Annotated in this window: 24 protein-coding genes and 1 pseudogene; 13 read left to right on the forward strand and 12 right to left on the reverse strand. The window is 68.2% G+C overall.

Translation table 11 applies throughout. From position 1 onward, the window contains the following. The first annotated feature begins 12 nt into the window (after positions 1 to 12). Positions 13 to 1,734 carry a tannase/feruloyl esterase family alpha/beta hydrolase gene (locus tag LGN10_RS11640; protein WP_226223423.1) on the forward strand — a complete coding sequence of 574 codons (1,722 nt, stop codon included), beginning with the start codon at positions 13 to 15 and terminating at the stop codon, positions 1,732 to 1,734. 63 nt (positions 1,735 to 1,797) lie between these two features. Here LGN10_RS11640 and LGN10_RS11645 read toward each other — a convergent pair whose 3' ends face one another. Then, positions 1,798 to 2,274, reverse strand: a complete 477-nt coding sequence (locus LGN10_RS11645; RefSeq protein ID WP_059581607.1) for an Lrp/AsnC family transcriptional regulator — start codon at positions 2,272 to 2,274, stop codon at positions 1,798 to 1,800. Between the two features lie 179 nt (positions 2,275 to 2,453). On the opposite strand from LGN10_RS11645, the gene LGN10_RS11650 reads away from it, so the two are divergent. Together LGN10_RS11650 and LGN10_RS11655 are read left to right on the forward strand one after the other, a co-directional pair. After that, entirely contained in the window at positions 2,454 to 3,686 is a 1,233-nt protein-coding gene (locus LGN10_RS11650; protein WP_226223425.1) for a diaminopropionate ammonia-lyase, read from the forward strand. A 29-nt stretch (positions 3,687 to 3,715) separates the two neighbouring features. After that, positions 3,716 to 4,900: a M20 aminoacylase family protein gene (locus LGN10_RS11655; protein WP_226223426.1), complete on the forward strand. Its 1,185-nt coding sequence runs from the start codon at positions 3,716 to 3,718 to the stop codon at positions 4,898 to 4,900. A gap of 129 nt (positions 4,901 to 5,029) precedes the next feature. On the opposite strand, the gene LGN10_RS11660 is transcribed toward LGN10_RS11655, so the two are convergent. Then, positions 5,030 to 6,391 carry an aspartate aminotransferase family protein gene (locus LGN10_RS11660; protein ID WP_226223427.1) on the reverse strand — a complete coding sequence of 454 codons (1,362 nt, stop codon included), beginning with the start codon at positions 6,389 to 6,391 and terminating at the stop codon, positions 5,030 to 5,032. A 356-nt stretch (positions 6,392 to 6,747) separates the two neighbouring features. Between LGN10_RS11660 and LGN10_RS11665 the strand changes: the two genes are divergently transcribed. Then, the gene (locus LGN10_RS11665) at positions 6,748 to 8,745 is read left to right on the forward strand and encodes a glycoside hydrolase family 28 protein (RefSeq protein ID WP_226223429.1); all 1,998 of its coding nucleotides are present in this window, start codon (positions 6,748 to 6,750) and stop codon (positions 8,743 to 8,745) included. Positions 8,746 to 8,809: 64 nt separating this feature from the next. Here the strand turns inward: LGN10_RS11665 and LGN10_RS11670 are convergent, their stop codons facing one another. Next, entirely contained in the window at positions 8,810 to 9,319 is a 510-nt protein-coding gene (locus LGN10_RS11670) for a GNAT family N-acetyltransferase (RefSeq protein ID WP_059582180.1), read from the reverse strand. A 280-nt stretch (positions 9,320 to 9,599) separates the two neighbouring features. After that, positions 9,600 to 10,247 (reverse strand): glycine zipper 2TM domain-containing protein, encoded by a 648-nt coding sequence (locus LGN10_RS11675; protein WP_059581620.1) that lies wholly within the window; start codon positions 10,245 to 10,247, stop codon positions 9,600 to 9,602. A 463-nt stretch (positions 10,248 to 10,710) separates the two neighbouring features. Between LGN10_RS11675 and LGN10_RS11680 the strand changes: the two genes are divergently transcribed. From LGN10_RS11680 to LGN10_RS11690, 3 genes are all read left to right on the forward strand, one after another. Next, positions 10,711 to 11,907 (forward strand): amidohydrolase family protein, encoded by a 1,197-nt coding sequence (locus tag LGN10_RS11680; RefSeq protein WP_226223436.1) that lies wholly within the window; start codon positions 10,711 to 10,713, stop codon positions 11,905 to 11,907. 67 nt (positions 11,908 to 11,974) lie between these two features. Continuing rightward, positions 11,975 to 13,159 (forward strand): amidohydrolase family protein, encoded by a 1,185-nt coding sequence (locus tag LGN10_RS11685; protein WP_226223438.1) that lies wholly within the window; start codon positions 11,975 to 11,977, stop codon positions 13,157 to 13,159. 54 nt (positions 13,160 to 13,213) lie between these two features. After that, positions 13,214 to 13,687: a nuclear transport factor 2 family protein gene (locus LGN10_RS11690; RefSeq protein WP_059581627.1), complete on the forward strand. Its 474-nt coding sequence runs from the start codon at positions 13,214 to 13,216 to the stop codon at positions 13,685 to 13,687. Between the two features lie 220 nt (positions 13,688 to 13,907). Here the strand turns inward: LGN10_RS11690 and LGN10_RS11695 are convergent, their stop codons facing one another. After that, entirely contained in the window at positions 13,908 to 14,771 is an 864-nt protein-coding gene (locus tag LGN10_RS11695; RefSeq protein WP_059581630.1) for a LysR family transcriptional regulator, read from the reverse strand. A gap of 188 nt (positions 14,772 to 14,959) precedes the next feature. Here LGN10_RS11695 and LGN10_RS11700 point away from each other — a divergent pair, with 188 nt between their 5' ends. After that, a complete protein-coding gene (locus LGN10_RS11700; RefSeq protein WP_226223439.1) occupies positions 14,960 to 15,196 on the forward strand; it encodes a hypothetical protein in 237 nt (78 codons plus the stop codon). On the opposite strand, the gene LGN10_RS11705 is transcribed toward LGN10_RS11700, so the two are convergent. Both LGN10_RS11705 and LGN10_RS11710 read right to left on the reverse strand, forming a co-directional pair. Continuing rightward, positions 15,193 to 15,882, reverse strand: a complete 690-nt coding sequence (locus LGN10_RS11705; RefSeq protein WP_089465869.1) for a nucleotidyl transferase AbiEii/AbiGii toxin family protein — start codon at positions 15,880 to 15,882, stop codon at positions 15,193 to 15,195. The two genes, LGN10_RS11700 and LGN10_RS11705, sit on opposite strands and share 4 nt — an antisense overlap. Then, positions 15,879 to 16,358, reverse strand: coding sequence for a helix-turn-helix domain-containing protein (locus LGN10_RS11710; RefSeq protein WP_089465868.1), 480 nt, complete (start codon positions 16,356 to 16,358; stop codon positions 15,879 to 15,881). Before LGN10_RS11710 ends, LGN10_RS11705 begins: the two co-directional genes overlap by 4 nt. Positions 16,359 to 16,943: 585 nt before the next feature. On the opposite strand from LGN10_RS11710, the gene LGN10_RS11715 reads away from it, so the two are divergent. Then, positions 16,944 to 17,801 (forward strand): phytanoyl-CoA dioxygenase family protein, encoded by an 858-nt coding sequence (locus tag LGN10_RS11715; RefSeq protein ID WP_226223441.1) that lies wholly within the window; start codon positions 16,944 to 16,946, stop codon positions 17,799 to 17,801. Between the two features lie 66 nt (positions 17,802 to 17,867). Here LGN10_RS11715 and hutC read toward each other — a convergent pair whose 3' ends face one another. After that, a complete protein-coding gene (gene hutC, locus LGN10_RS11720) occupies positions 17,868 to 18,605 on the reverse strand; it encodes a histidine utilization repressor (protein ID WP_059581643.1) in 738 nt (245 codons plus the stop codon). A gap of 31 nt (positions 18,606 to 18,636) precedes the next feature. Then, entirely contained in the window at positions 18,637 to 19,179 is a 543-nt protein-coding gene (locus LGN10_RS11725) for a helix-turn-helix domain-containing protein (protein ID WP_059644440.1), read from the reverse strand. 145 nt (positions 19,180 to 19,324) lie between these two features. On the opposite strand from LGN10_RS11725, the gene LGN10_RS11730 reads away from it, so the two are divergent. From LGN10_RS11730 to LGN10_RS11740, 3 genes are read left to right on the forward strand one after another with little or no spacing between them, the layout of a single operon-like run. After that, positions 19,325 to 20,107 carry an aldolase gene (locus tag LGN10_RS11730; protein WP_059644435.1) on the forward strand — a complete coding sequence of 261 codons (783 nt, stop codon included), beginning with the start codon at positions 19,325 to 19,327 and terminating at the stop codon, positions 20,105 to 20,107. 50 nt (positions 20,108 to 20,157) lie between these two features. Further along, on the forward strand, positions 20,158 to 21,054 hold the full coding sequence (locus LGN10_RS11735) for a dihydrodipicolinate synthase family protein (RefSeq protein WP_226223442.1): 897 nt from the start codon (positions 20,158 to 20,160) through the stop codon (positions 21,052 to 21,054). Continuing rightward, on the forward strand, positions 21,051 to 21,755 hold the full coding sequence (locus LGN10_RS11740) for an MOSC domain-containing protein (protein ID WP_226223444.1): 705 nt from the start codon (positions 21,051 to 21,053) through the stop codon (positions 21,753 to 21,755). The genes LGN10_RS11735 and LGN10_RS11740 overlap by 4 nt, the downstream gene beginning before the upstream one ends. Before the next feature lie 17 nt (positions 21,756 to 21,772). On the opposite strand, the gene LGN10_RS11745 is transcribed toward LGN10_RS11740, so the two are convergent. Continuing rightward, positions 21,773 to 22,534: an SDR family oxidoreductase gene (locus tag LGN10_RS11745; RefSeq protein WP_059581663.1), complete on the reverse strand. Its 762-nt coding sequence runs from the start codon at positions 22,532 to 22,534 to the stop codon at positions 21,773 to 21,775. A 405-nt stretch (positions 22,535 to 22,939) separates the two neighbouring features. Here LGN10_RS11745 and LGN10_RS11750 point away from each other — a divergent pair, with 405 nt between their 5' ends. Next, a complete protein-coding gene (locus tag LGN10_RS11750) occupies positions 22,940 to 23,647 on the forward strand; it encodes a YceH family protein (RefSeq protein WP_059644423.1) in 708 nt (235 codons plus the stop codon). A 43-nt stretch (positions 23,648 to 23,690) separates the two neighbouring features. Here LGN10_RS11750 and LGN10_RS33660 read toward each other — a convergent pair. Both LGN10_RS33660 and LGN10_RS11765 read right to left on the reverse strand, forming a co-directional pair. Beyond that, positions 23,691 to 24,957: pseudogene (locus LGN10_RS33660) on the reverse strand (hypothetical protein). 55 nt (positions 24,958 to 25,012) lie between these two features. Then, the gene (locus LGN10_RS11765; RefSeq protein ID WP_226223704.1) at positions 25,013 to 25,567 is read right to left on the reverse strand and encodes a hypothetical protein; all 555 of its coding nucleotides are present in this window, start codon (positions 25,565 to 25,567) and stop codon (positions 25,013 to 25,015) included. Positions 25,568 to 25,723 lie beyond the last annotated feature (156 nt).

Genomic DNA, 25,723 nt, shown 5'->3' on the forward strand with positions numbered 1-25,723 from the left:
ACGGGAGTTATCTTGAACACGAAATCTGCATTCCTCTGTATTGCGCCGCTGTCCGCCGCCGCGATGCTCGCCGGGTGCGGCGGCGACGATTCGATCGGCGCCGCGCCCACGCACCTGAGCGCCGCGACGCCGGCCGCGATGACGCAAACGTGCGACGCGCTGGCCGCGAAGCTCGCGTATGCGAACACGTCGTTCACGTCGGTGACGACCGCGGCGGCCGGCGCGCTGACGGTGGCCGGCAAGCCGGTCGCCGAGCACTGCGTGATCGCCGGCAAGATGAATCAGCGCGTGAGCGCGGTGGACGGCAACACCTATGCGATCGGCTTCGAGATGCGTTTGCCGAAAGCATGGAACGGCCGCTTCTTCTACCAGGCGAACGGCGGGCTCGACGGCAACGTCGTGACCGCGACCGGCGCAATCGGCGGCGGCCCGCTGACCCACGCGCTGAATCAGGGCTTCGCGGTGATCAGCTCGGATTCCGGGCACAGCGCCGCGCAGAATCCGCTGTTCGGCCTCGATCCGCAGGCGCGGATCGACTACGGCTACGGCGCCGTCGATGCGCTCACGCCGATGGCGAAGCAGGTGATCCGGCTCGCGTACGGCAAGGCGCCCGATCGCAGCTATTTCGGCGGTTGCTCGAACGGCGGCCGCCACGCGATGGTCACGGCGGTGCGCAACCCGGCCGACTACGACGGCATCATCGCGGGCGACCCGGGCTTCCATCTGCCGAAGGCGGCGATCGGCGAGATGTACGGCGCGCAGCAGTTCGCGAAGATCGCGTCGGCGACGGGCTCGAACGGGTTGCCGGATATCCGCAGCGGTTTCAACGATGCGGAGCGCCAGTTCGTCGGCGCGAAGATCCTCGACAAATGCGACGCGCTCGACGGCGCGGCCGACGGGATGGTGCAGGACGTCGCCGCGTGCCAGGCGCACTTCAGCATCGATGCCGATATCCCGACCTGCGCGAACGGCACGCGCACGGGCGCCTGCCTGACGCCCGCGCAGAAAACCGCGCTGGCGAACGTGTTCGCCGGCGCGCGCAACAGCGCGGGCACGGCGCTGTACGCGAGCTTTCCGTACGATCCGGGCGTGGCCGGCAGCGGCTGGGCCGCGTGGAAGCAGTCGAATTCGATCGCGCTCGATCCGGCCGCGATGGCGTTCACGTTCATGACGCCGCCGAAAACCGCCGCGACGCTCGCGAACCTCGCCGGCTTCGCGCTCGGTTTCGACATGGACAACGACGCGCCGGCGATCTTCGCGACGAACGGCACGTACACGCAATCGTCATGGTCGTTCATGACGCCGCCCGACGAGACGAACCTCGCCGCGCTGAAGGCGCGCGGCGCGAAGCTGCTCGTCTATCACGGCACGGGCGACCCGGTGTTCTCATTCAACGACACGCGCGACTGGTACGCACAGGTCGCGCAGGCGAACGGCGGCGATGCGTCGAGCTTTGCACGCTTCTATCCGGTGCCGGGGATGAACCACTGCTCGGGCGGGCCGGCGGCTGACCAGTTCGACATGCTGACCCCGCTCGTCGCATGGGTCGAGCAAGGGCAGGCGCCGGCGGCGATCGTGGCGACCGCGCGCGACGCGACGAACGCGGTGCCGAACGCGGAGGTGCCCGCATCGTGGGGCGCGGGGCGCACGCGGCCGCTGTGTCCGTATCCGCAGGTCGCGCGCTACAACGGCGCGGGCGACGTGAATTCGGCGGCGAGCTTCAGTTGTCGTTGACGTAGCCGTCGATGGGAAGCGGCCGGCGCATGCAGTCGCGCGCCGGCCGTTTCGTCGTTGCGTTCACTCGCCGGCATCGACCGGCACGTCGAGCCCGACCTTCACGCGGCTCATGCTCACGAGCGTCTTGAACCGCTTCACGTTGTTGTTCGCGAAGAACAGCTCACGCGTGAGCGCGTTGTACTGATCCATGTTGCGCACCGCGAGGATCAGCACGAAATCCCATTCCCCCGTCACGTAGTAGCACTGCTGGATCTGCGGGCAGCGCTCGAACGCGCGCTTCATCGCGTCGAGCTGGTCGATCTGCTCGCTTTCGACCTCCACGTTCACGACGATCGTCAGCGGATGATCGACCTTGTCCGGCGCGACGACGGCCGTATAGCGCTCGATCACGCCGGCTTCCGCGAGGCGCCGCAGCCGCCGGTTCACGGCGGCGGTCGACAGGTTGACGCGCGCGCCGAGCTCGGCCTGCGGCGTCTGCGCGTCGCGCTGGACTTCCATCAACAGCTTGCGATCGAACGCATCGAGAGGGGTCGTCATGATGGCGCGTGAAGCTTCGAAAGAATGAGAAATTTTTGCGTTCAGGCCGTAAGTTTGGCGATTTTTTTGACCGGCGTGTGCAATATTATTTTCCCAACCGACCGCAAGCGCAACGCGCGCCTGCCCGATCCGACCCACCCGACCGCCGCCCGCGCGGTCCCGATCCGGAGCCTTCCGTCATGCTCATCGCCAACCCGCGCGCGTCGCGCACCGCCTACCCGAACGCGCTGCGCCGCGTGATGAGCATCGCGTCGGCCGACGAAAGCGGTGCGTGGCTCGCGCATTGGCCGCTCGTCGGCAATGCGCGCACGCCGTTGCGTGCGCTGCCCGATCTCGCCGCGCGGCTCGGCGTCGCGAGCGTCAGCGTGAAGGACGAGTCGTGCCGTTCGCCGCTCGGCAGCTTCAAGGCGCTCGGTGCGCCGATCGCGCTGGTGCGGCTCGTGAAGCGGCTGCGGCGCACGCAGGCGCTCGATCCGCAGGGGCTCGTCACGGGCCGCTACGCGTCCGAGCTGGCCGACCTGACGGTGATCAGCGCGACCGACGGCAATCACGGCCGCGCGCTGGCCGCCGCCGCGCGCGCGATCGGCTGCGGCTGCGTGATCGTGCTGCACGCGAACGTCGACGCCGAGCGCGAACGCGCGATCTCGGCCTACGGCGCGCGGATCGTGCGCATCGCGGGGAACTACGACGAATCGGTCGTTTGCGCGGCGCAGCTCGCGCAGGCGCACGGCTGGTACGTCGTGTCGGATACGTCGTACGACGGCTACGAAGCGATTCCGCGCGACGTGATGCAGGGCTACGGCGTGATCGCCGCCGAAGCGGCCGCGCAGGCGGCGGAGGACGACGGGCGGCCGTTCACGCACGTGTTCCTGCAGGGCGGCGTGGGCGGCCTCGCCGCGGGCGTCGCGAGCTACCTGTGGGAGCGCGACGGCGTGCAGCGGCCGCGCTTCGTCGTCGTCGAGCCGCGCCAGGCCGATTGCCTGTACCAGAGCGCGCTGGCCGGGCACGCGACGAAGGCGACCGGCAGCGTCGATTCGGTGATGGCGGGGCTCGCGTGCGGCGAGGCATCGCCGCTCGCGTGGGATTTCCTCGAGATGTGCATCGACCACTTCATGCTGATCGACGACGAAGACGCGGTGCAGGCGATGCGCGGCCTCGCGGCCGGCAGCGAACGCGACGTGCCGCTCGTCGCCGGCGAGTCGGGCGCGGCCGGCATCGCGGGGCTGGCCGTGCTGATGCGCGACCCGGCGCGCGCGCGTCAGGTCGGGCTCGATGCGAGCGCGCGCGTGCTGGCGATCAACACGGAAGGGGCGACCGCGCCGTCCGTGTACCGGCATTGCGTCGGCGAGACGGCCGACGCGGTGCTCGCGCGCCAGCGCGACTGGCTGAGCCGCGCGGCGGTGGCGGCCTGAACGACATGACGACCGACGAGGCGAACGCAATGGACACGATCGACACAATCGACGAAAGCACGCTGCAGGGCCAATTGAAGACGTGGCGCCGCCATCTGCACCAGTATCCCGAGACGGGGTTCGAGGAAGTGAACACGTCGGACTACGTCGCGCGGATCCTGACGACGCTCGGGCTCGACGTGCATCGCGGAATCGGCGGCACGGGGCTCGTCGCGAACCTGACGGCCGGCACGGGCCGGCGCGCGATCGGCATCCGCGCGGACATGGACGCACTGAACATCGCCGAGCACGCGCCGGGCCGCGAACACGTATCGCGCACGCCGGGCAAGATGCATGCGTGCGGTCACGACGGCCACATGTCGATGGTGCTCGGCGCCGCGCGGCTGCTGGCCGAGCGCAAGGATTTCGACGGCACGGTGCGCTTCATATTCCAGCCGGCGGAAGAGCATGGCCGCGGCGCGAAGGCGATGATGGCCGACGGGCTGTTCGAACGCTTTCCGGTCGACGCGATCTTCGGCGCGCACAACATGCCGGGCATGCGCGCGGGCACGTTCTCGACACGTGCGGGCGGCATCATGGCGAGCGAAGACAATTTCGTGATCCGGATCGACGGGCGCGGCACGCATGCGGCGCGGCCGCACATGGGCATCGATCCGATCGTGATCGGCTCGCAGATCGTGCTCGCGCTGCAGACGATCGTGTCGCGCAATCTCGACCCGGGGCAGCAGGCGGTGGTGTCGTGCACGGAATTCATCACCGACGGGCTGCGTAACGTGCTGCCGTCGACCGTGACGATCAAGGGCGACACGCGCAGCTATTCGCGCGACGTGCAGGCGCTGCTGGAGACGCGGATGCGCGAGATCGCCGAAGGGATCTGCCGCACGCATGGCGCGACCTGCACGTTCGAGTACACGCACGAGTTCGCGCCGACGGTGAACTCGCCGGAATGGGTCGATACGGCCGTGCAGGCCGCCGCGCACGTCGCGGGCGCCGACGCGGTGAACGCCAACGTGCAGCCGATGATGATCTCGGAGGATTTCGGCGCGTTCCTGCAGGCGGTGCCGGGCAACTTCGTGTTCATCGGCAACGGCGAGGCGGCCGGGCAGGGCGGCGTGCCGCTGCACAACGCGGCGTACGATTTCAACGACGAGATTTTGACGATCGGCGCGCGGTATTTCGCGGAAGTGGCGCGGCGCGCGTTGCGGGCCGCGTAGCGCGACGGGGGCGGGTCGCCGCGTATCCGGTTCGCTGCGCGCGCGGCGCCACTTCGTCATCGACGCCGCATCGATGCGCGAGCGCACCGGCTTGCCGGCACGCCGAGAATCCTCCGTCGTCGTATTCGATCAACCGGCCAGTTCACCCAGGCACGCATCGAATTGCGCGACGAGCCGGTCGACATCGTCCGCCGTCGTTTGCGGGCACACGAGCATCATGTTGTGGAACGGCGTGATCAGCACGCCGCGATTGAGCAGGTACAGGTGCACGATGTGCTCGAGTTCGCTGTCGAGCTGCGCGCCGGCCAGCGTGCCGTTGCGCGGCGGCACGGGCGCGAACTGAAACTCGGTGCGCGCGCCGATGCGCGTCACGCACCACGGCAGCCCGTGTTTCGCGATCGCCTGTTCGAGGCCCGTCGCGAGCCGCGCGGCGAGTGCGAACATGTGCGCGTACGCGGCGTCGGTCGCCACTTCGGCGAGCGTCGCGCGCATCGCGTGCATCGCGAGCATGTTCGCGGTGAGCGTCGTGCCGATGCCCGAATGGCCGGGCGGCGCGTTCAGCTTCGCCGCTTTCGCGCGCTCCGCGAATTCGGCGCTGAACCCGTACACCGCGCACGGCACGCCGCCCGCGATCGGCTTGCCGACCACCAGCATGTCCGGTTCGAGACCGTGCGCGACCGCGTAGCCGCCGGGGCCGCTGCTGATCGTGTGCGTCTCGTCGATCACGAGCAGCGTGCCGTGGCGGCGCGTCAATTCGCGCGCGGCCTCCCAGAAGCCCGCGTCGGGCAGCACCATGCCGATGTTCGTCATCGCGGGCTCGGCGAGCACGCATGCGACGTCGCCGTCCTTCAGCGCCGCTTCGAGCGCGGCCAGATCGTTGAATTCGACGACGCGCGTGTTCGCGAGCAGATCGTACGACTGCCCGAGCAGGCTGTCGCGCTGCACCGGGCGGCCGTCGACGAGATCGACGAACACGTCGTCGACCGTGCCGTGATAGCAGCCGTTGAACACGACGATCGTGTTTCGGCCGGTCGCCGCGCGCGCCCAGCGCAGCACGAAGCGGTTCGCGTCGCTCGCGCTCAACGCGAATTGCCACACCGGCAGCTTGAAGCGGCGCGCGAGTTCGCGCGACACCCACGCGGCGTCCTCGCTCGGCAGCATCGTCGTGTAGCCGCGCGTGGCCTGCTCGACGAGCGCGCGGGCGACGGGTTCGGGCGCATGGCCGAACATCGCGCCCGTATCGCCGAGGCAGAAATCGACGTAGCGATGGCCGTCGACGTCGGTGAACGTCGCGCCGCGCGCTTCCTTTACGTATAGCGAGAACGGGGTCGCCCAGTCCTGCATCCAGTGCAACGGCACGCCGAACAGCAGATGCTCGGACGCTTCCGCGGACAGCGCGCGGGAAACCGGCATGGCTTCGGTGAACGCGTGGCGCTCGCGATCGAACAGCGCGCGGGCGCGGATGAGGTCGACTCCGTGGCGGGTAGGCAAAGGCAGCTCCTGACTGTGAAGATGGGAAACGATAGCGCGGGCAGCGGGGGGCTGAACAGAGGCGGAATGACGGAGGCGGGCGGCGGCGGCCGGGCATGACATCGGCGTGGGGAGCCGGGTGCGTCGGCGGTTTTTAGTCAAAGTTTTTGCGCATAAACATACGACAACTTATCTCTAAGTCTCGAATCCTAAATGTGAGTGTGCGCACACATACTCCACAAAGCCCCAGAAAAACAGGGTAAACGACAAATACATGCTGGGCGTCCATCGCGTCTAGACTTCGCCGTGTAGTACGACGACGTATAAATAGCGATCCGCCGCCCGGCGCATCGATACCCTGCCCTGAAGGAGTGCCCATGGCCACCCACCGCCGCCGTTCGTCTTCGTTCGCTGGATCGCCCGCATCGAAACGGGTATCGCGTCGCGCTTTCATCGGCTGGACCGGCGCTCTCGCAGGCGGCGCGATGGTCGGCGGACCGTTCGCCGCCTCGCGCGCGCTGGCAGCCGGCGTGACGCTCGGTGCGTCGGCGATCGACCGCGTGTGGGGCGAGCACGGCGCGGCGGCGCGCATCGCCGCGTCGCTCGCGCACGTGTCGCGGCTCGCGCGGCACGGTCGCGACTTCGACGTGACGCACTACGGCGCGCGCCCGTGCGCGACGATCGCGCAGACGTCGCCGTGGCCGGCCGCGAAATCGCCCGTCAGCCCCGGTTCCGAACTGACGACCGCGCCCGGCGCATTCGATTCGCGGCCGGCGTTTCTCGCGGCGATCGACGCGTGCCGGCGCGAAGGCGGCGGCCGGGTCGTCGTGCCGGCGGGCACCTGGTATTGCGCGGGGCCGATCGTGCTGCAGAGCAACGTCACGTTCCATCTGAGCGCGAATTGCACGATCTATTTCAGCCCGAACCCGGCCGACTACGCGAAGGACGGCCCGATCGATTGCGGCGCGAACGGCCGGCTGTATTACAGCCGCTGGCAGGCGAACGATTGCCTGAACTACGGCGCGCCCGTCTACGCACGCAACGCGACGAACATCGCGCTGACCGGCGAAGGTCCGACGTCGGTGCTCAACGGGCAGGCAATGACGCCGTTCTCCGGCAGCGGCGCGAACAGCGTCTGCTGGTGGACCTACAAGGGTACGTTCGGCGCATACGGCGCGAGCGCGGCGGTGCCGGCCCAGAACGGCGCGAACCCGAACAACGTCGACCTGCGGATCGTCGCGCCCGCGATTCCCGACGCGCTCTATGCGATGCTGACGTCGCCCGTCACGCCGTGGCAGCAGGACCAGAACTACCTGCCCGCGCTGTCCGAGGCCGGCGTGCCGGTGGAGAAGCGGATTTTCGGACTGGGCCACTACCTGCGGCCGTGCATGGTCGAATTCATCGGCTGCACGAACGTGCTGATGGCGAACTACCAGACGCAGAACACGCCGTTCTGGCAGCATCATCCGACCGCGAGCCGCAACGTCGTGATCCGCGGCGTGACGACCAACAGCATCGGCCCGAACAACGACGGCTTCGATCCGGATGCATGCACCGACGTGCTCTGCGAGGACTGCACGTTCAACACCGGCGACGACTGCATCGCGATCAAGTCGGGCAAGGACCGCGACACCGAATACGGGCCCGCGAAGCGGCACCTGATCCGCAACTGCACGATGAACAGCGGGCACGGCGGGATCACGCTCGGCAGCGAGATGGGCGGCGGCGTCGAGCAGATCTATGCGACCAACCTGTCGATGCTGAACGCAAACTGGCAGACCAATCCGCTGAACATCGCGATTCGCGTGAAGACCAACATGAACCGCGGCGGCTACGTGAAGGATTTCCACGTGAAGGGCGTCACGCTGCCGAACGGCGTGACGCTGAAGGGCGGCGGCTACGGCAGTGCGCTGCTCGCCGGCAGTCCGATCAACGCGAGCGTGCCGCTCGGCGTGGTCACGCCGTCGGCCGGCAACCCGTCGGCCGCGCAGGGCGGCATCGTCACGTTCGACTGCGACTACCAGCCGGCGAACGACGCGGTGCGCACGCGGCCGCCGGTCGTACAGAACGTGACGATCGCCGACGTGACGGCGAGCAACGTGACGCTGAACGGCATGACCGCATCGTGCTTCCAGGCGATCGTCGCGCAGGGGCCGGTCGCGTTCGACTACAACGGTACGCCGCCGGCGCCGGCCGTGCAGCCGATCTCCGGCGTGACGATCAGCAACTGCGACTTCGGCACGCCGGTGGCGTCAGGCACGCCGACGGTCACGTCGCCGGGGCCGATCTACGCGTTCAACGTGAGCGCCATGGCGCTGACGAACGTGACGATCGCCGGGCAAGTCGTCGACACGACGATCACCGACAAGCGGTGAGAAAGGCAACGCGCCGCGGCGTTCGCGTGCAACCGGCCGGTGCCCGCACGCGAACGCCATCAGGTTACGCCAGCGTCTTGATCATGTAGTGCTCGTCGTAGAAGCGTCCATCGACGAACATCGAGCGCGGCTCCGTGCCGAACCGCACGAACCCCTGCGACGCATACAGTCGCTCCGCGGTACGGTTGACCTCGTTCACGCACAGCATCAACTGGCTGCATCCCCACGCCTGAGCCGCATGCGCGGTCGCGCTGTCGAGCAGCGCGTGCGCGATGCGTTGCCCGCGATACGCGGCGTCGACGTACACGCCCCAGATCGTCGCCTTGTGCGCGATCTTCGTGCGTGCGTCGCGGCGTACGCCGGTGATGCCGACGAGCGTGTCGCCGTCGAACGCGCCGAACACGGCCTGAACCTGCGTCGGCGTGAGGCGCTTCGCGAATTCGTCGACCGGCACCTGCGATTCTTCGTCGAGCGTCGGCAGGAAGGACGTTGGCGCGGTGTCGACCGCACGCAGGCGGACGGTCTGGAACTGCGCCGCGTCGGCGGCGTCAAGCAGGCGGATCGTGATCGTCATCGGGGGGTATTCCGGTCGAGGGCGTGCATGCCGGCGCGCCGCTGCCGCGGTCGCGGGATGCATCGTGCTTATCCTAATAGGAATCCGGATGCCGCGTGGCGATGTGCGGTGCGTCGCGCGCGTGGCGCGCACGATCGTGAACGGACAGGACAGTGATGGCGGTACGTCGTACCGCCATCAAGGAGGGAGCGCGTCAAGCGCATGCGCCGTCGCGCCGGTCTGGCGCACGACGTCAAACAAACGACGTGCGCGCGATCGGCTCACGCGCCCGCCGGCGGCATCAATAGCGCGACAGCTGATTGCCGTTGATCTGCACGCGGTCGCCCGGACGCAGGTTGCCCGGCGACTGCACGTCGAACGAGCGCATCGAGCCGTCGCTGACCCGCACGTCGATCCGGTAGCTGCTCGGGCCTTGCGCGGCGCCCATCTGCTGGCCGATCTGGTTGCCCGCCACCGCCCCGCCGAGCGCGCCGATCACGGTTGCCGCATCGCGGCCGTGACCGCGGCCGAACTGGTTGCCCACGAGGCCGCCGACCAGCGCACCGACGACGGTGCCGGCCACGCCCGACGGGCCGACCGAGCTGCTGACCGGCTGGATGTTCGACACGGTGCCGTACTGCGTGCCGTACGGGTTCGCGTATTGCTGTTGCTGATTGCCGTACTGGTCGTAAGGCTGCGATCCGTACTGCGACGGGTTGCCGTATTGATCGTACGGTTGCGGCGCCTGATTCGGATACGCCGGTTGCTGCTGCACGTAACCCGGTTGCGAATACGCGGGCTGCGCATAGCCGGGCGTCGCGTATTGCTGCTGCGGATAGCCGGGCTGCGCGCCGTAGTAGCCCGGCGCGACACAGGCGGTGAGCGGAAGCGCCGCCACGGCGACGAGCGAGGCGAACAGAACGGTCTTCGTGGAAGGCATGCGCATCATGATGTTTCCTGCATCGGCAACGTGTCCGCCGATGGATTCCCGTCATGGGTGGCGAACTCGGCGTGAGTATAAGGAATGGGCGGATGCGCGTCCGGTGCGGCCGGGTAACAACGTGTAAAGTCTGTTGCCGCGTAAATCGCCGGCTGGGCGGCGCGTCGAAGCCCCCGCGCGCAACGGCGCGACGCGGCTTCCCGGCACCCGCGGGTGGGCGATGCGGCCCATGCGCGGCCGCCGACATTCCAGCCGTTTCCACGGCCGGCGAAACCCGTCCCGCGCCCGGCCCGGCGGGCCTGCGCGCCGCGCATCGGGAAATCGAATGCGCGGCATCGCGACATTTAATTGGCCTCGCGCAGCGGCGTCCGATATCGTGGCCGGATTCCCTGCCAACGGTCGCGCCGCGCCGGCCGCGGTTCCTCCCCTGTCCGCGCCGGTGTCGCGCCGCGACCGCTCCACCTATCAAGCCATGACCGAACGACTCTTCCTCAACGCCGTCGACGCCGGCGGCCAGCCCGTCAACTTCGTCGTCCGTGACGGCCGCTTCGCCGCGATCGGCGCCGATTGCGCCGCCGCGCCCGGCGCGCAGACGATCGACCTCGACGGCCGCGTCGTGCTGCCCGGTTTCGTCGACGGCCATATCCATCTCGACAAGAGCTTCGTCGGCGATCGCTGGGTGCCGCACGAACCGGTCGGCTCGCTGCGCGAGCGGCTCGCGGTCGAGAAGCGCCAGCTCGCGGCCGCGCCGCCGATCGTCGAGCGTGCGAACGCGCTGATCGCGCAGGCCGCCGCGTTCGGCACGATCGCGATGCGCAGCCACGTCGACGTCGATGCGACGACCGGCCTGTCGAACCTGCACGCCGTGATGGCCGCGCGCGAACGATGGCGCGGCATCGTCGACATCGAACTGGTCGCGTTTCCGCAGGCCGGCGTGATCACGTGCCCGGGCACTGCCGAGATACTCGACGCAGCCGTGCGCGAAGGCGCGGACGTGGTCGGCGGGATCGACCCGACGACGCTCGACGGCGACGCGGACGGCCAGCTCGACATCGTGTTCGGCATCGCCGAGAAGCGCGGCGCGAAGATCGACATCCATCTGCACGAGCCGGGCGAAACGGGCATCGCGCAACTGCTGCGGATCGCGGCGCGCACGCGCGCGGCCGGGCTCGGCGGGCGCGTGAACGTGAGCCATGCGTACGCGCTCGGCCAGGTGAGCGACGACGTGCAGCGCACCGCCGCGGCACTGGCCGAAGCCGGCGTGTCGATCCTGACGAATGCGCCGGGCGACTGCGCGTTCCCGCCGGTGCGACGGCTGCGCGACGCGGGCGTGCACGTGTTCGCAGGCAACGACAACATCCGCGACGCGTGGTGGCCGTACGGCAACGGCGACATGCTGCAGCGCGCGATGATGGTCGGCTACCGGTCGGGTTTCTACACCGACGAAGCGCTCGGCATCGCGCTCGACATGGCGACACACGCCGGCGCTCGCGTGATCGGCAAGGAGAACTACGGAATCGCGGTCGGCTGCGACGCGAGCTTCGTCGCGGTGCGCGCGCCGAATGCGGCGGCGGCCGTCGCGGGCGTGCCGGCCGAACGCTGGGTATTCCGCCGCGGCGAAAGCGATACGGGCGCACCGCTCACGCCGTCGCTGCGCTTCGCGCATTGACCCGCCCGACCGGCGGCGCGGCACGCGCCGTGTCCGCCTTGCACTGACCGACCCGACCGGAGCCGACATGACGAACCTGCTGATCCGCAATGTGCGCACGCGCGCCGACGCCGCGGTCGATATCCTGATCGAAGGCGATCGCATCGCGAGCGTCGGTCCGTCGCTCGACGCGCCCGCCGGCTGCGCGATCGAGGACGGCGCGCTCGCGTTGGCGCTGCCCGGCCTCGTCGAAGGCCACACGCACCTCGACAAGACCCACTGGGGGATGCCGTGGTATCGCAACCACGTCGGGCCGCGCCTCGTCGATCGCATCGAGAACGAGCGCCACTATCGCGCGACGAGCGGCCACGACGCGGGCGCCGCCTCGCTGGCGCTCGCGCGCGCGTTTCTCGCGGCCGGCACGACGCGCATCCGCACGCACGTCGACGTCGATACCGAAGCCGGGCTGCGCCATCTGCACGGCGTGCTCGCGACGCGCGAGACGCTGCGCGGGCAGGTCGAGATCCAGATCGTCGCGTTTCCGCAATCGGGCGTGCTCCAGCGGCCGGGCACCGATGCGCTGCTGTCCGACGCGCTCGACGCCGGCGCGGACGTGCTCGGCGGGCTCGATCCGTGCGCGATCGAAGGCGATCCGGTGCAGGCGGTGGACGTGCTGTTCGCGATCGCCGCGCGCCACGGCCGCGGGCTCGATATCCATCTGCACGAGCGCGGCTCGATGGGCGCGTACTCGCTCGACCTGATCCTGCAGCGCACGGCCGCGCACGGGATGCACGGGAAGGTCGCGATCAGCCATGGCTTTTGCCTTGGCGATATCGCCGAACGCGAGCGCGATGCGCTGCTCGCGCGGATGGCGGCGCTCGGCGTCGCGATCGTCACGACCGCGCCGGCGGCGGTGCCGGTGCCGCCGGTGGCCGCGTGCCGTGCGGCGGGCGTGACCGTGATCGGCGGCAACGACGGCGTGCGCGATACGTGGACGCCGTACGGTTCGCCCGACATGCTCGAACGCGCGATGCTGATCGGCATGCGCAACGATTTCCGCCGCGACGATGTGCTCGAAGTCGCGCTGGACTGCGTGACGCACGGCGCGGCACGCGGCTGCGGCTTCGCGGATTACGGGCTTCAGCCGGGCAATCGCGCGGACGTCGTGCTCGTCGATGCACTGACGTTCGCCGAGGCCGTCGTCGCGCGGCCGGTGCGGCGCCTCGTCGTATCGTCCGGGAAGATCGTCGCGCGCGACGGCGCGCTGGTCTGAGCGCCGCGTCGCGCCGGTATGATCGGGTTTTCGGCCGGATTTCGGGAGACCACGATGCGACGCACGACCGCGGCACGGGCCGCACGATGGATGGCGGCGGCCCTGTTCGCCGCGAGCGCCGCGCATGCGGTGGCGGCCGGCCCGGCCGACGCGCAGCAGGAAGCCAACCGGCGCGCGGTGCTCGCGTTCTACGAGAAGGGGCTGAACGAGAAGGACGCGGACGCCGCGCTCGCGTACGTCGGCGATCGCTACGTGCAGCACAATCCGAACGCGGCCGACGGCCGCGACGGTTTCCGCAAGTTCGTCGCCTTTCTGCGCGACACATATCCGCAGTCGCACAGCGAGATCAAGCGCGCGTTCGTCGACGGCGACTACGTGATCCTGCACGTGCACGCGGTGCGCGAACCCGGCACGCGCGGCAGCGCGATCATCGACATCTTCCGGCTCGAGCACGGCAAGATCGTCGAACACTGGGACGTCAACCAGCCGGTGCCCGAGCAGGCGGCGAACGGCAACACGATGTTCTGACGCGATCCGCGTTGCCCAGGGGCCATTCTCGTGGCCACCCCAAATTAAAAAATCATTCCAGGGGAGTGCCCGAAATCGCCCGCATGGCGGCGTCGCGCGTCACTTGTTTGGCTCGGCCAAACGGCGCTCCTTCCTCCTTGCCTGCGCCCCCGCAAGGAAGTCCCCTTGGGGGACGAGCGATTTCGCGCATTCGCATGTGCGTTCCGTATGTGAACAGACCCTAGCGTCCTTCGAGTTCCAGCATCTTCGCGAGCGTCTTCGTCAGCGCGCCGACCATCGGGTCGGCCGTCGGCCGGTGCAGGATCGCGATGTCCATGTGCTCGATCGGCGCGAAGCCCTGCTTCGCGGTCAGCACCACATGCTCGTCCGTCACGACGCGCGCGGGCAGCACGCTGATGCCGAGCCCGTCGGCGACGGCCGCCTGGATGCCGCTCAGGCTCGACGTCGTGAAGCTGATCCGCCAGCGGCGGCCGCGCTCCTCGATCGCCTTGATCATGTCGTCGCGATAGAGCCCGCGCGGCGGGAACACGACGAGCGGTACCGGGTCGAGATCGATCGACGGATGCTTCGCGCTGTCGATCCAGCGCAGCTTCTCCGGCCAGCGCACGACGGCCTCGCGGCTGTCGCGCCGCTGCTTGATCAGCACGAGGTCGAGTTCGCCGCGATCGTACGCGGCGCTGATGTCGCGGCTCAGCCCGCATGTCACTTCGAGCTTGACCTGCGGATGCTCGCGCTTGAACGCCGCGAGCGCGTGCGTCGTGCGGCCCGCCGCGAAATCGTCGGGCACGCCGAGCCGGATCGTCAGCGCGACCGTCGCGCCCGACAGCGCTTCCAGCATCTCGTCGTTCAGCGCGAGCATGCGCCGCGCGTAGCTGAGCACCGTCACGCCCGCGTCGGTCGGCCGCACGTCGCGCGTGCCGCGGTCGAGCAGGCGGTGGCCGGCAATTTCCTCGAGCCGGCGCACCTTCTGGCTGACCGTCGACTGCGTCGAATGTAGCCGTGCGGACGCCGTCGTGAAACTGCCGCAATCGGCGACCATCACGAGCGCGCGCAGCAGATCGATGTCGAACAGGGGTCTATTCATTTCTGCACTTATATGGATAAGAGCATTTCATTTCCAAATGCGTGCGACGATTTTTAACATGACCGGACGGCGCGGGCAATCGCGGTTTCGCCCGACCTGGGCGCGGTATTTCGCGGCGTTCTCGGGGCGCTCGACCTATCGTATCGGCCGCGCGTCGACGAGCGCCGGCACGTCGGGAGGGAAACCGGATGTTTTTCAAACGGATCGCGATCATCGGCTCGTTTGCATCGACCGCGCTGCTGGAGGCAAGCATGGCCGGCGACGGCAGCGAGCGGTACGTGCGGATCGTGCAGTTGCGCGTCGATGCGCATGCGAACGTCGATCTTGCCGATTCGAACGGCGTGACGCCGCTGCGGCGTGGGCGGCAAAGCGGGTATCGGGAGGTCGAGCGGGTGTTGGCGGCGGCGGGGGCGCGTCAGGTTTAGCGGCGGCGCGATTTTGGTTCGGGCGTGCCACCGGGGAGTTTTCGCAGGAATGCATCGGCGAGTTCAATGCAATAGTCGAACGACGGCGCGTAGCCGAGTGTCCGAATGTCGTCGAAGCGCGGTCGTACGAAGGCGCGATGCTCGTTGAGCAGACGCAGAAACGTGTCGCGATGCCGAACGAGGAACGCACCGGCTTCGATCAGGCTTCCCGGCTCCCGCTCGATGACCAGGCACAGATCGAACAGGTCCCGCGCAGTCGGACGATCACCGCGGTGCCACATTTTCTTGGCGATGATTTCCGCCGAAGTCTCGACCTTGACGACGCGATCCATCAGCGTCCATTCGTCGTAACCGGGAGACGTCAGATTCCGGGAGACCACGAAGTCGATTTCGCCATCGGGAAGCATCAGCTTCACGAACCCGGCGTGTTCCTCATAATTCGGCGTGATGTCGGACGCGGCATCGCTGATGCGGGGATTCACGTACCCGAGATACTGGGGATCGGGTACGAAGATGTCGACGTCTTTGCTGACGCGATGGCCGTGACGCAGCATGAGGACGGTGCCTCCGCCAAATGTCCAGAACGGATTCGACGTGCCATGCTTTCGTATCTCGTCGATCAGTGTCAGTGCGTGGCGAAAAAGACCTTGCCACGGGCCGTCGGGCAACGTGGATGGTGCGGTCATGCCCACACCTCCCGATACAGATGAAGCTCCTTCGACCAGGCGGCAAGATTTTTCCAGATGGTCCGAAGCGGGGTGCCCGAGCGCTCGGCGGCTTCCTCTGCCGCCTTCACCACGACAGGGAGTGGCACCTCGTCGAGGATGACGGAGAACTGTGATTCGTATCCCTTCGGAATCCGTCCCGTGGTCAACGCCTCAGCCAGAAGGCGTTCGGTCAGTTCGCCCTTGTAGCTGACGTTTGCGCTCACGACGGCTTTGTAAAGCCCGTTTTGAGCCTGTCGCGGAAGTACCAGGAGTTCAATGCCGAGCACACTGAGCAACGGGATGAGCTTGTTGATACCGAGATCCTTGACCTTGCCGGCTTCGAGTTGGTTGATGGTAAGGCGAGACAACCCTGCGAGCTTGGCAAGTTGCGCCTGAGTGAGGTCGAGTTGGGCCCGCCGTTTTGCGACGGCCTGTCCGATTTCATAGAGTTGCATGGCGACCTCCCGACGACGGCTGGGTGCTCTTCAATGTAAGCTATATCTTACATCTCGAGCGTGATGTCGGTGCTGAAAAATTCCTTGGCGGTATAGGGCGTGTTGCCGACCGGTTCGATGGAACATCGGGGAAATGCGTCGCCGTGGTTGACGGTATAGACCGCCGCGTCTCGCTGACACCTCGAAAACACGCCTTGCGACAGACGTTTGTCACACGCGGTAAATAACCGAAAATTCCGCAGAAAGGCCTTCAGCGGAGGATTTTCCCGTCTTCTCAGTCCGCATCTTCCATCCGCCGCGCTCCCCATTTCCCCGCTTGCGCTCGAAAATTGAGCAGTCTAGACTGCATCGCAGTTTCATCGAAGTCCCTGTCTTTCGCGCCCAGCGCCGGCATCCCGTCGCAGCGCCTCCACCGGACGCCGGCGTCGCCCGCCGCGTCGAGACTTTCAAGGACACGCCATGACCCGCACCGCAACGCTCCTCGTTACCGCGCCGGCGTTCGCGCCGCTCGTGTCGACACCTACGGCGCAAGGCAACTGACTTCGGCACCGTGACCCCGCCACTCATTCGACCGACAGGCACACCATGACGAGTATCCCGGATCGCGTCGCGCAAGCCGTGACGCCCGAACTGATCGCCGCGTTCCGCGAGGAAGGCGCGGTCTGCATCAAAGGCATCTTTTCCCCCGACGAAGTGGCCGCGCTGCGGGCCGGCATCGACGCGAACCTCGCGCAGCCGAGCGAACGCGCGAAAGTCGCGAGCCGGCCCGACGATCCGGGCTGGTTCTTCGAGGATTTCTGCAACTGGCAGCACAACGACGCGTATCGCCACTTCATCGCGCGCTCGCCGGCCCCGTCTGTCGCCGCCGCGCTGATGGGCACGGACACCGTGCGGCTGCATCACGACCATCTGCTCGTGAAGGAGCCCGGCACGCGGCAGCGCACGCCGTGGCATCAGGATCAGCCGTACTACAACATCGAAGGCGACGACAACGTCAGCATGTGGATTCCGGTCGACCCGGTGCCGCTCGAATCGACGCTGGAATTCGTCGCCGGCTCGCACCGCGGCCCGTGGCTGATGCCGCGCACGTTCATGGACAAGGAGGCGAAGTGGTTCCCGGAAGGCAGCCTCGCCGACCTGCCCGACATCGAAGCCGATCGCGCGGCCTTTCCGATCCGCCGCTGGGCGCTCGAACCCGGCGACATGGTGTGCTTCCGGATGCTCACGCTGCATGCGTCGGGCGGCACGCAGAACCGCCGGCGCGCGTTTTCACTGCGCTTCGTCGGCGACGACATCCGTCACGCGCCGCGCCGCTGGAAAACCTCGCCCGATTTCCCGGGGCTCGCGGCGCAACTGCCGGACGGCGCGCCGCTCGAACACCCGTTGTTTCCGGTCGTGTGGTCGCGCGACGCGGGGCAGGTGGGTGCGATCGGAGCGGCGTAGATAACGAACGCGGCGGCCGTTTCGTGACGAAACGGCCGCCGTGCGTCTGGGGCGTGCGACAAGCGATCAGGTCGGGTGGCGCCCCGCGCCCGGCTTGAAGCGCGACCCGAGCCGGTAGCGATTGCCCGGATGCAGGAAGTGCACGAACGTGACGGGCAGCCCGTCCGTCCAGGTGCGGCGCGTGAGCGTGAGGCACGGCTCGTCGGCGCGCATGTCGAGCAGCCGCGCTTGTTCGCCGGTCGGCAGCGATGCGTCGACGACGTGCTCGATTTCCAGTTCGTCGTGCGACACGTTGTTGTACAGATACTCGGACGGCGGCTCGGTCTGGAAATCCTGATCGATGAAGCCGGGCGCGGCGGCCGGGTTCACGTAGCGGTCCTCGAGCTGGATCGGGCGGCCGTTTTCCTCGTGCACGCACACCACGTGAAAGACCGGCGTGTTGACCGGCAGGCCGAACGCGGCCGCGACGTCGAACGACGCGGGCTCGCGCGACTGGCTGAGCACGCGGCAGCGGTACTCGTGGCCGCGCGCGCGAATCTCGTCGCGGATATGCGCGATCATCAGCAGGTTCGACTGCGGCTTCACCTCGGCGACGAAGGTGCCGACGCCCGCGATGCGCTTGAGCACGCCTTCCTCGGTCAGCTCGCGCAGCGCGCGGTTGACCGTCATGCGCGCGACGCCGAACTGCGCGGCGAGATCGAGCTCGGACGGAATGCGGTCGCCGGGGCGCCAGTCGCCGGACTCCACGTTCTGGCGAACGAGCGTCTTGATCTGCTGGAACGGTGCGGTGGCCTTGGTGACCATCGGAAGATCCTTGCGCGAAGAAGGGACGAGGCTAGTCGTCGTGGCTGACGATGACCAGGATCTCCGCCTGCGCGGTGCCGAGGCTGCGCGTGCGGTGCGGGATGAGCGCGTTGAAATAGACTGAATCGCCGGCCCTGAGTTGCACCGTCTCGTTCGGAAATTCGATTTCGACGCGGCCCTTGTGCACGAACAGGAATTCCTCGCCTTCGTGCTCGCGGAACGTCGACGCGACGAATTCGTGCGGCGGATGCACGACGAACGGCAGCATCTTCTTCGGCGCGACGCCGGCCGCGATGCTCTCGAAGCGGTGCGCATGGCTGTCGGCCGCCGCGCCCATCGCGGTGCGCTCGCCGGCGCGCGTGACCGTGATCAGTTCGCGGTTGCGGCTTTCCGAGAACAGTTGCTCGACGTCGACGTTCAGCGCCTTCGACAGCTTCAGCGCGACCGCGATCGACGGCACGCTCAGGCCGCGTTCGACCTTCGACAGGTAGCTCTTCGTGAGACCAGTTTCGTCGGCCAGCACGTCGAGCGTCCAGCCCTTCTGTTTTCTCAGCAGTTTCAGGCGAATCGTCATGGTGCGCCAGGTGTCCTTCGAAAAACCGATTGTAACGCATGACACAAAGTGTCATTCGGTGTATCGTGTGTCATTCGTATCGCGTGGGACACCCGGGAGACGGTCGCGAGCGGTGCGGCCGGCCCGGTTCATTCAGGAGGCGAACATGGCGGAAACGCTGAATTTGACGAAGGAAGCGCTGGTCGCGCTGGCGGAGCGGCGGCTCGAAAACGAGGTGGGCGACAGCGGCTGGTCCGCGCGGCAAAAGCTCGCGCTGACGTGCCGGATCTTGTTCGACGCGGGCCACGACTCGGGTCTGGCCGGGCAGATCACCTGCCGCGCGGACGCGGCCGGCACGTACTACACGCAGCGGCTCGGGCTCGGCTTCGACGAGATCTCGGCCGCGAACCTGCTGCGCGTCAACGAGGATCTCGACGTCGTCGACGGCGAAGGCATTCCGAACCCGGCCAACCGGTTCCATACGTGGATCTATCGCGAGCGCCCGGACGTGAACTGCATCATCCACACGCACCCGGCGCATGTCGCGGCGCTGTCGATGCTCGAGCAGCCGCTCGTGGTGTCGCACATGGACACCTGCCCGCTGTACGACGATTGCGCGTTCCTGAAGGACTGGCCGGGCGTGCCGGTCGGCAACGAGGAGGGCGAGATCATCTCGAAGGCGCTGGGCGACAAGCGCGCGATCCTGCTCGCGCATCACGGCCAGCTCGTGGTCGGCAAGACGATCGAGGAGGCCTGCATCCTCGCGCTGCTGATCGAGCGCGCGGCGAAGCTGCAACTGCTCGCGATGTCGGCCGGCGAGATCAGGCCGGTGCCGCCGGCGCTGGCGCGTGAAGCGCACGACTGGATCTCGAAGCCGAAGCGCGATGCGGTGACGTTCGACTACTACGCGCGCCGCGCGTTGCGTACGCATCGGGATTGCGTCGCGTGAATCGGCGCATCGCTTCAACTCCGTCAGACCATCATTGAGGAATACCCATCGTGTCCATCCTGCTGAAAGGCATCATTGCCTACCCGGTCACGCCGTTCTCCGCCGACGGCGGCGTCGATCTCAAAGCGCTCGACGCGCTGATCGAACGCCTGATCGCCGACGGCGTTCACGCGATCGCGCCGTTGGGCAGCACCGGCGAAAGCGCGTACATGTCCGACGCCGAATGGGAGGCCGTCGCCGCCGCGTCGATTGACGCGGTGCGCCGGCGCGTGCCGACCGTCGTCGGGATTTCCGATCTCACCACGGCGGGCGCGGTGCGCCGTGCCCGCTTCGCCGAACAGGCCGGCGCCGATGCGGTGATGGTGCTGCCGGTGTCGTACTGGAAGCTCGGCAACGACGAGATCGTCGCGCACTATCGCGCGATCGGCGACGCAATCGGCATCCCGGTCATGCTGTACAACAACCCGGCGACGAGCGGTGTCGACATGTCGCCCGACCTGATCGTGACGATCTGCCGGGCCGTCGACAACGTGACGATGGTCAAGGAAAGCACCGGCGACATCGGCCGGATGCATCGGCTCGCGCAATTGAGCGACGGGACGATCCCGTTCTACAACGGCAGCAATCCGATGGCGCTTGCCGCGCTGGCCGCCGGCGCGGCCGGATGGTGCACGGCCGCGCCGAACCTGAATGCCGCGTTGCCGCTCGCGTTGTTCGATGCGATGCGCGCAGGCGATCTCGCGCGCGCCAGATCGGTCTTTCACGCGCAGTTGCCGTTGCTGCAGTTCATCGTCAACGGCGGGTTGCCAGTGACCGTGAAGGCCGGGCTGAGGCTGCGCGGCTTCGACGCGGGCGAACCGAGGCGGCCGCTGCTGCCGCTCGGCGAGGCACGCACGCGCGAGCTCGAGCGCCTGCTCGCGACGCTGCCGGACGGTGTGGCGGCATGAGCGACGACGCACGGCCGGCGATCGCGGCCGCCATCGGCGCGGTGCGGATCGGCGCGAGCCGGCCGCTTGCCGGCACACCGCACGCGAGCGCGATCGACAAGCAGCCGACGGAGGCGCGTCTGTGGCTGGGCGCGCTCGGGTTTGCCGGCGACGCGCAGGCCGATACGCGGCATCACGGCGGCCCCGACAAGGCCGTCCACCACTATGCGCACGATCACTATGCGTGGTGGGCCGCGCAGATCGGCGCGCGCGACGTGCTCGCCCGGCCGGGTGCGTTCGGCGAGAACCTGTCGACGCGCGGCATCACCGAGCACGACGTGTGTCTCGGCGACGTGTTCACGCTGGGCGGCGCGGTGCTTCAGGTCTCGCAGTCGCGACAGCCGTGCTGGAAGCTCAACGCGCGCTTCGATCATCCGCGCATGGCGGCGCTCGTGCAGCAAAGCGGCCGGACCGGCTGGTATTACCGCGTGCTGCAGGAAGGCTGGGTCGCGCCGGGCGATGTGCTGGCGCTGCTTGAGCGCCGCTACCCGCAATGGCCGCTGTCGGCGGTGCTCGACGTGCTGTATCGGCGCACGCTCGACATGGCGGCGCTCGATGCGCTGTGCGACGTGCCGTTGCTGCCGCCCGGCTGGCGCAAGATGCTCGACAGGCGCCGCACGGAGCGGCAGGTCGAAGACTGGACGAAGCGGCTCGAGGGATGACGGGCCGCGTCCGCCGCTTACGTCGTCGGCAGGTTGCGCACGTCGGCCGTCGGCTCGGCACCGAATGCGTCGCTCAGCGCATAGCCGATCAGTTGTCGGGCGGTCGCTTCGGGCGTGGCGAGCGCACCGCTCGACTTCAACTGGTCGAATTTCCCGCGCATCGGGAAGCGATCTTCGCCGGTCGCGCGGATCGTGGCCTGCATGCCCGTATCGACGACGCCCGGCGCGACGCTGCAGATGCGCAGCGCGCCGTTCGCATCGAGCGCGACGGCGCGCGCATGGTGATCGAGCGCGGCCTTGGTCGCGCAGTAGACGCTCCAGCCCGCATACGCGTTGCGGGCCGCGCCGCTCGACAGGTGCACGATCCGGCATTCGGTCGACGCCGATGCGGCTTGCACGAGCGCGGCCGACAGCATCAGCGGCGCGGCGACGTTCAGCCCGACCGCGCGGGCGACGATCGTCGGGTCCTGCGCGGCGAGCGGGCCGATCGGATCGACGATGCCCGCGTTGTTGAACAGCAGCACGAGCGACGCGCCGTCGACGAAGCCGCGCAGCGTGTCGCCGGCCAGCCAGGTGGCGACGGCCGTCGTGTCCGACAGATCGAGTTCGACTTCGGCGAAGCGGTCGCCGGCTTGCGACGCGAGCGACGGATGACGGCCGCGCGACACGCCGAGCACGACGATGCCTTCCTGCAGCAGTTGTTCGGCGAGCGCCGCGCCGACGCCGCGTGTGTGTCCGGTGACGATGGCGCGCACGTGTGCGGAAGAAGATGCAGTCATGGTGGTGAACCGGTGAGGGGGTGAGCAGGAGTGACGAGCGGCGCGCGGCACGGCGTCGGCGCGTTCGGCGAGTCATGCGTGGTGTGGCGTGCGAAGACGGTCGCGCGCGGCGCCGCGGGTATCGGGATGAACGCATATCGTAGCGCCGGCATGTGCATCGCGCAAACGCCCGGGCGCGCGTGGACGATGAATCGGCGGTGCGGCGCGCGCATGCATCGCCGCGTGGCGCCGCGTGCCATCGGGCGCACCGCCACGTCCGACGAAAGCCCGCTGCGGCAAGTGCGCACGCCGGGGCGGCGAGCGGCACGGGGACACGCGCCGCGAGCTATCATATGGCTCGCCCGTGCGCGATGCCGCGCGGGCCGCGACCGTTCCCTTCACCTGCTGCACGCTGCGACGCCACCCATGAACACCACGCCGGATACGCCCACGCCCCGCGCCCTTCGCGAACTCACGCCCCTCGAGGCCCGCATTCTCGGCGTGCTCGTCGAGAAACAGCACACGGTGCCAGATACCTATCCGCTGTCGCTGAACGCGCTGACCGCCGGCTGCAACCAGAAAACCGCGCGCTCGCCCGTGATGAACGTGAGCGAGGACGAAGTCACGACCGCGCTCGACGGGCTGAAGCACCTGAGCCTCGTGATGGAGGGCAGCAGCAGCCGCGTGCCGCGCTTCGAGCACAACATGAACCGCGTGCTCGGCATCCCGAGCCAGGCGATCGCGCTGCTGACGATCCTGCTGCTGCGCGGCCCGCAGACGGCCGCCGAGTTGCGCCTGAACAGCGCGCGCCTGCACGGCTTCGCGGATATCTCGTCGGTCGAGGCGTTCCTCGACGAACTCGCGGCGCGCGCGCAGCCGCTCGTCGTCCGCCTGCCGCGTGCACCGGGCGCGCGCGAGAACCGCTGGATGCACCTGATGTGCGGCGAAGTGAACATGGCCGACTTCGCGAGCGCGGATGCAGGCGGCGCGGATTCGGTGCCGCCTTCCGAATTCGAAGCGCTGAAGGCCGAGCAGAAGCGCCTGGCGGACGAAGTGGCGCGACTGAATGCGCTGGTTCAGCGGATGGCGAGCGAACTCGGCATCGACGCAGACGCGCCGGGCGACGCGGGCTGATCGTCTGCCGATGCAATGACGGCGGAGCGTGCGCACCGCCGCGTTACTTCAGCTTGACGCCCGGGACGAGGTAACGCGCACCGCCCGGTCTCAGGATCGGCGCGAGCGCGGCAAAAGGCGCGTCGAGCTGAGGCCCGAGGCAGGCGCCCATTGCGTGACCGATCCCGGATACGACGAACGACAGCTTCCCGGGCGCATCGAGTTCGAATGCCAGATATTGCGGGAACACGTCGGCGCACGATAGCGAATCGTCGTCGCCATTCGTTGCCTGTGCGCCCGGTGAGGCTGCGTCGCGCAGCCGCGCAATGAACTTCGCCAGCGCGGCGCTCGTTGCCGATTCATGGTCTTCGGCCGGCGCAGCCGCGTCGATCACGCGATTCCAGTCGAGATACGTGCCGCGCAGCAGGTCGAACGTGACCGGATCGTAGTGATTGTCCGGGTGCGCGCCGCCGCAGTACGTGCTGCCTGCTTCCACGATCCCCAGCGCCGCCCGCGACAGCCACGTGACCGTCACGCTCTCGTCGTCGTAGCTGCCCAGCGTTCCGGCGGCCGGCCCGTCGTCGGTATAGCGCGTCGACGCGCATTCGAGCGCCGCGAGATTCATTTGCCAGTGCCGCTGTTCGAGCAAACGATTGATCCGCGCCATCACGGCCGGGTCGGGATGGCGGCTCAGGCGCGGATACGCGAGCACCGTGCGCGGGTCGCGCCACATTCGGTACGCAACCGTACCGTCGCCCACTTCGGAGCCGACCGGCTGCGCGTGCCCGGCAAGCTTCAATGTGGCATAAGGCGCGTGCTGCATGTCGATGTCCTCACTGCGCGCGACGCCGCTGCCGATACCCCCCCGCCACGAGCGCGCTAATCGCTTCGACGGGGCCGGGTGCAACCGCGTCGGGATCGTATGCAGCCACGCGGCGCAACGCGAAGGGCCGCGTCTTGCCCGAGCGCGCATCGATCCAACGGCCGCGATAGCCATCTTTGTCCCGCGTGCCCTGCCAGGTGGCCGCCCTGTGATCGAAATCGGGCTGCCCGCTGTATTTCGACGCGCTGCGCACATCGTCCGGCAATTGCGAACGCACGAGCGGCTCGACCAGTTGCGCGGGCTTGCCTCGCAGCGGAATATCGACGCCGAACTGCGTATAGAAGTAGCGGCCCGTGATCGAGCCGTCCGCGGCCGGGCGATCGTCGAGTTCCATCACGACGGGCCCGGCGCCTTGCAGCGTTCCTTCATAGACGGTGCGCGGCGCGGCATGGGCAAAGCTCGCGTGCAGCGCGATCAGCGCACACGCGCTTCGGATCAACGGGCGCATCACGGGCGACGACAGGATGGTTTTCATGACGGTGCGTGAATGATGAAGATGCATGTCAACCGACACTGATCCGCGTCGCGCCGGCATCGACGAGCCGGAACAGCAGATCCTCGACGGCCGTCTCCGGCGCGGAACCGAGATCCGCGTGGATGCGCCAGCCCTGTTCCGTGCGAACCGGTTCCGACAGGTAGTGAACGATGCCGTGCAATCCATCCTCGGCTGGCGAGTTCTCGTCGTCCCCGTCGAACCACGCGAGGAACCACGTCTTGAAGGCGTCGTTGGCAGCGGTTTCGTCGAGACCGTCGGCTTCGACCGCGGCCCAGTCCCAGACGAACGGGCGGATCGACACGGCCGCCGTTTCGAGCTCGAACGCGAACGGCTCGAAATCCAGTTGCGTGGCCGAGTCGACCATCGCGGGCTCGCCGGCCGATTCGCCTTCGGCGGCGATGGTATCGGCGCGGCACGGCAGCGCGAGCGGACCTTCGGTGGCCAGCGTGCCGTCGTCCCGCCGGTAGGCCGGTTCGACGACGACCGCCGGTTGCGTGGCCGCTTTCGCGAGCAGGTCGGCATAGGGTTGGCGGATGGCGCGGAGCAATTCGGAGACGGTTATCGTGATGTGTCGGTCGGGCAGGGAACGCGTGGTCGCAGGCAAGCGGCACGCGAAGCGGCGGACGTCACCCGACGGGCCGCTTCGCTACCGGACAATTGCGATCGTACGGTACTTCGCCCGCACGCGAACACTCGGCCGAACGGCCGGGCCACTTGC

The sequence above is a fragment of the Burkholderia sp. AU32262 genome (assembly GCF_020419985.1).
Classification (GTDB): Bacteria; Pseudomonadota; Gammaproteobacteria; order Burkholderiales; family Burkholderiaceae; genus Burkholderia; species Burkholderia semiarida.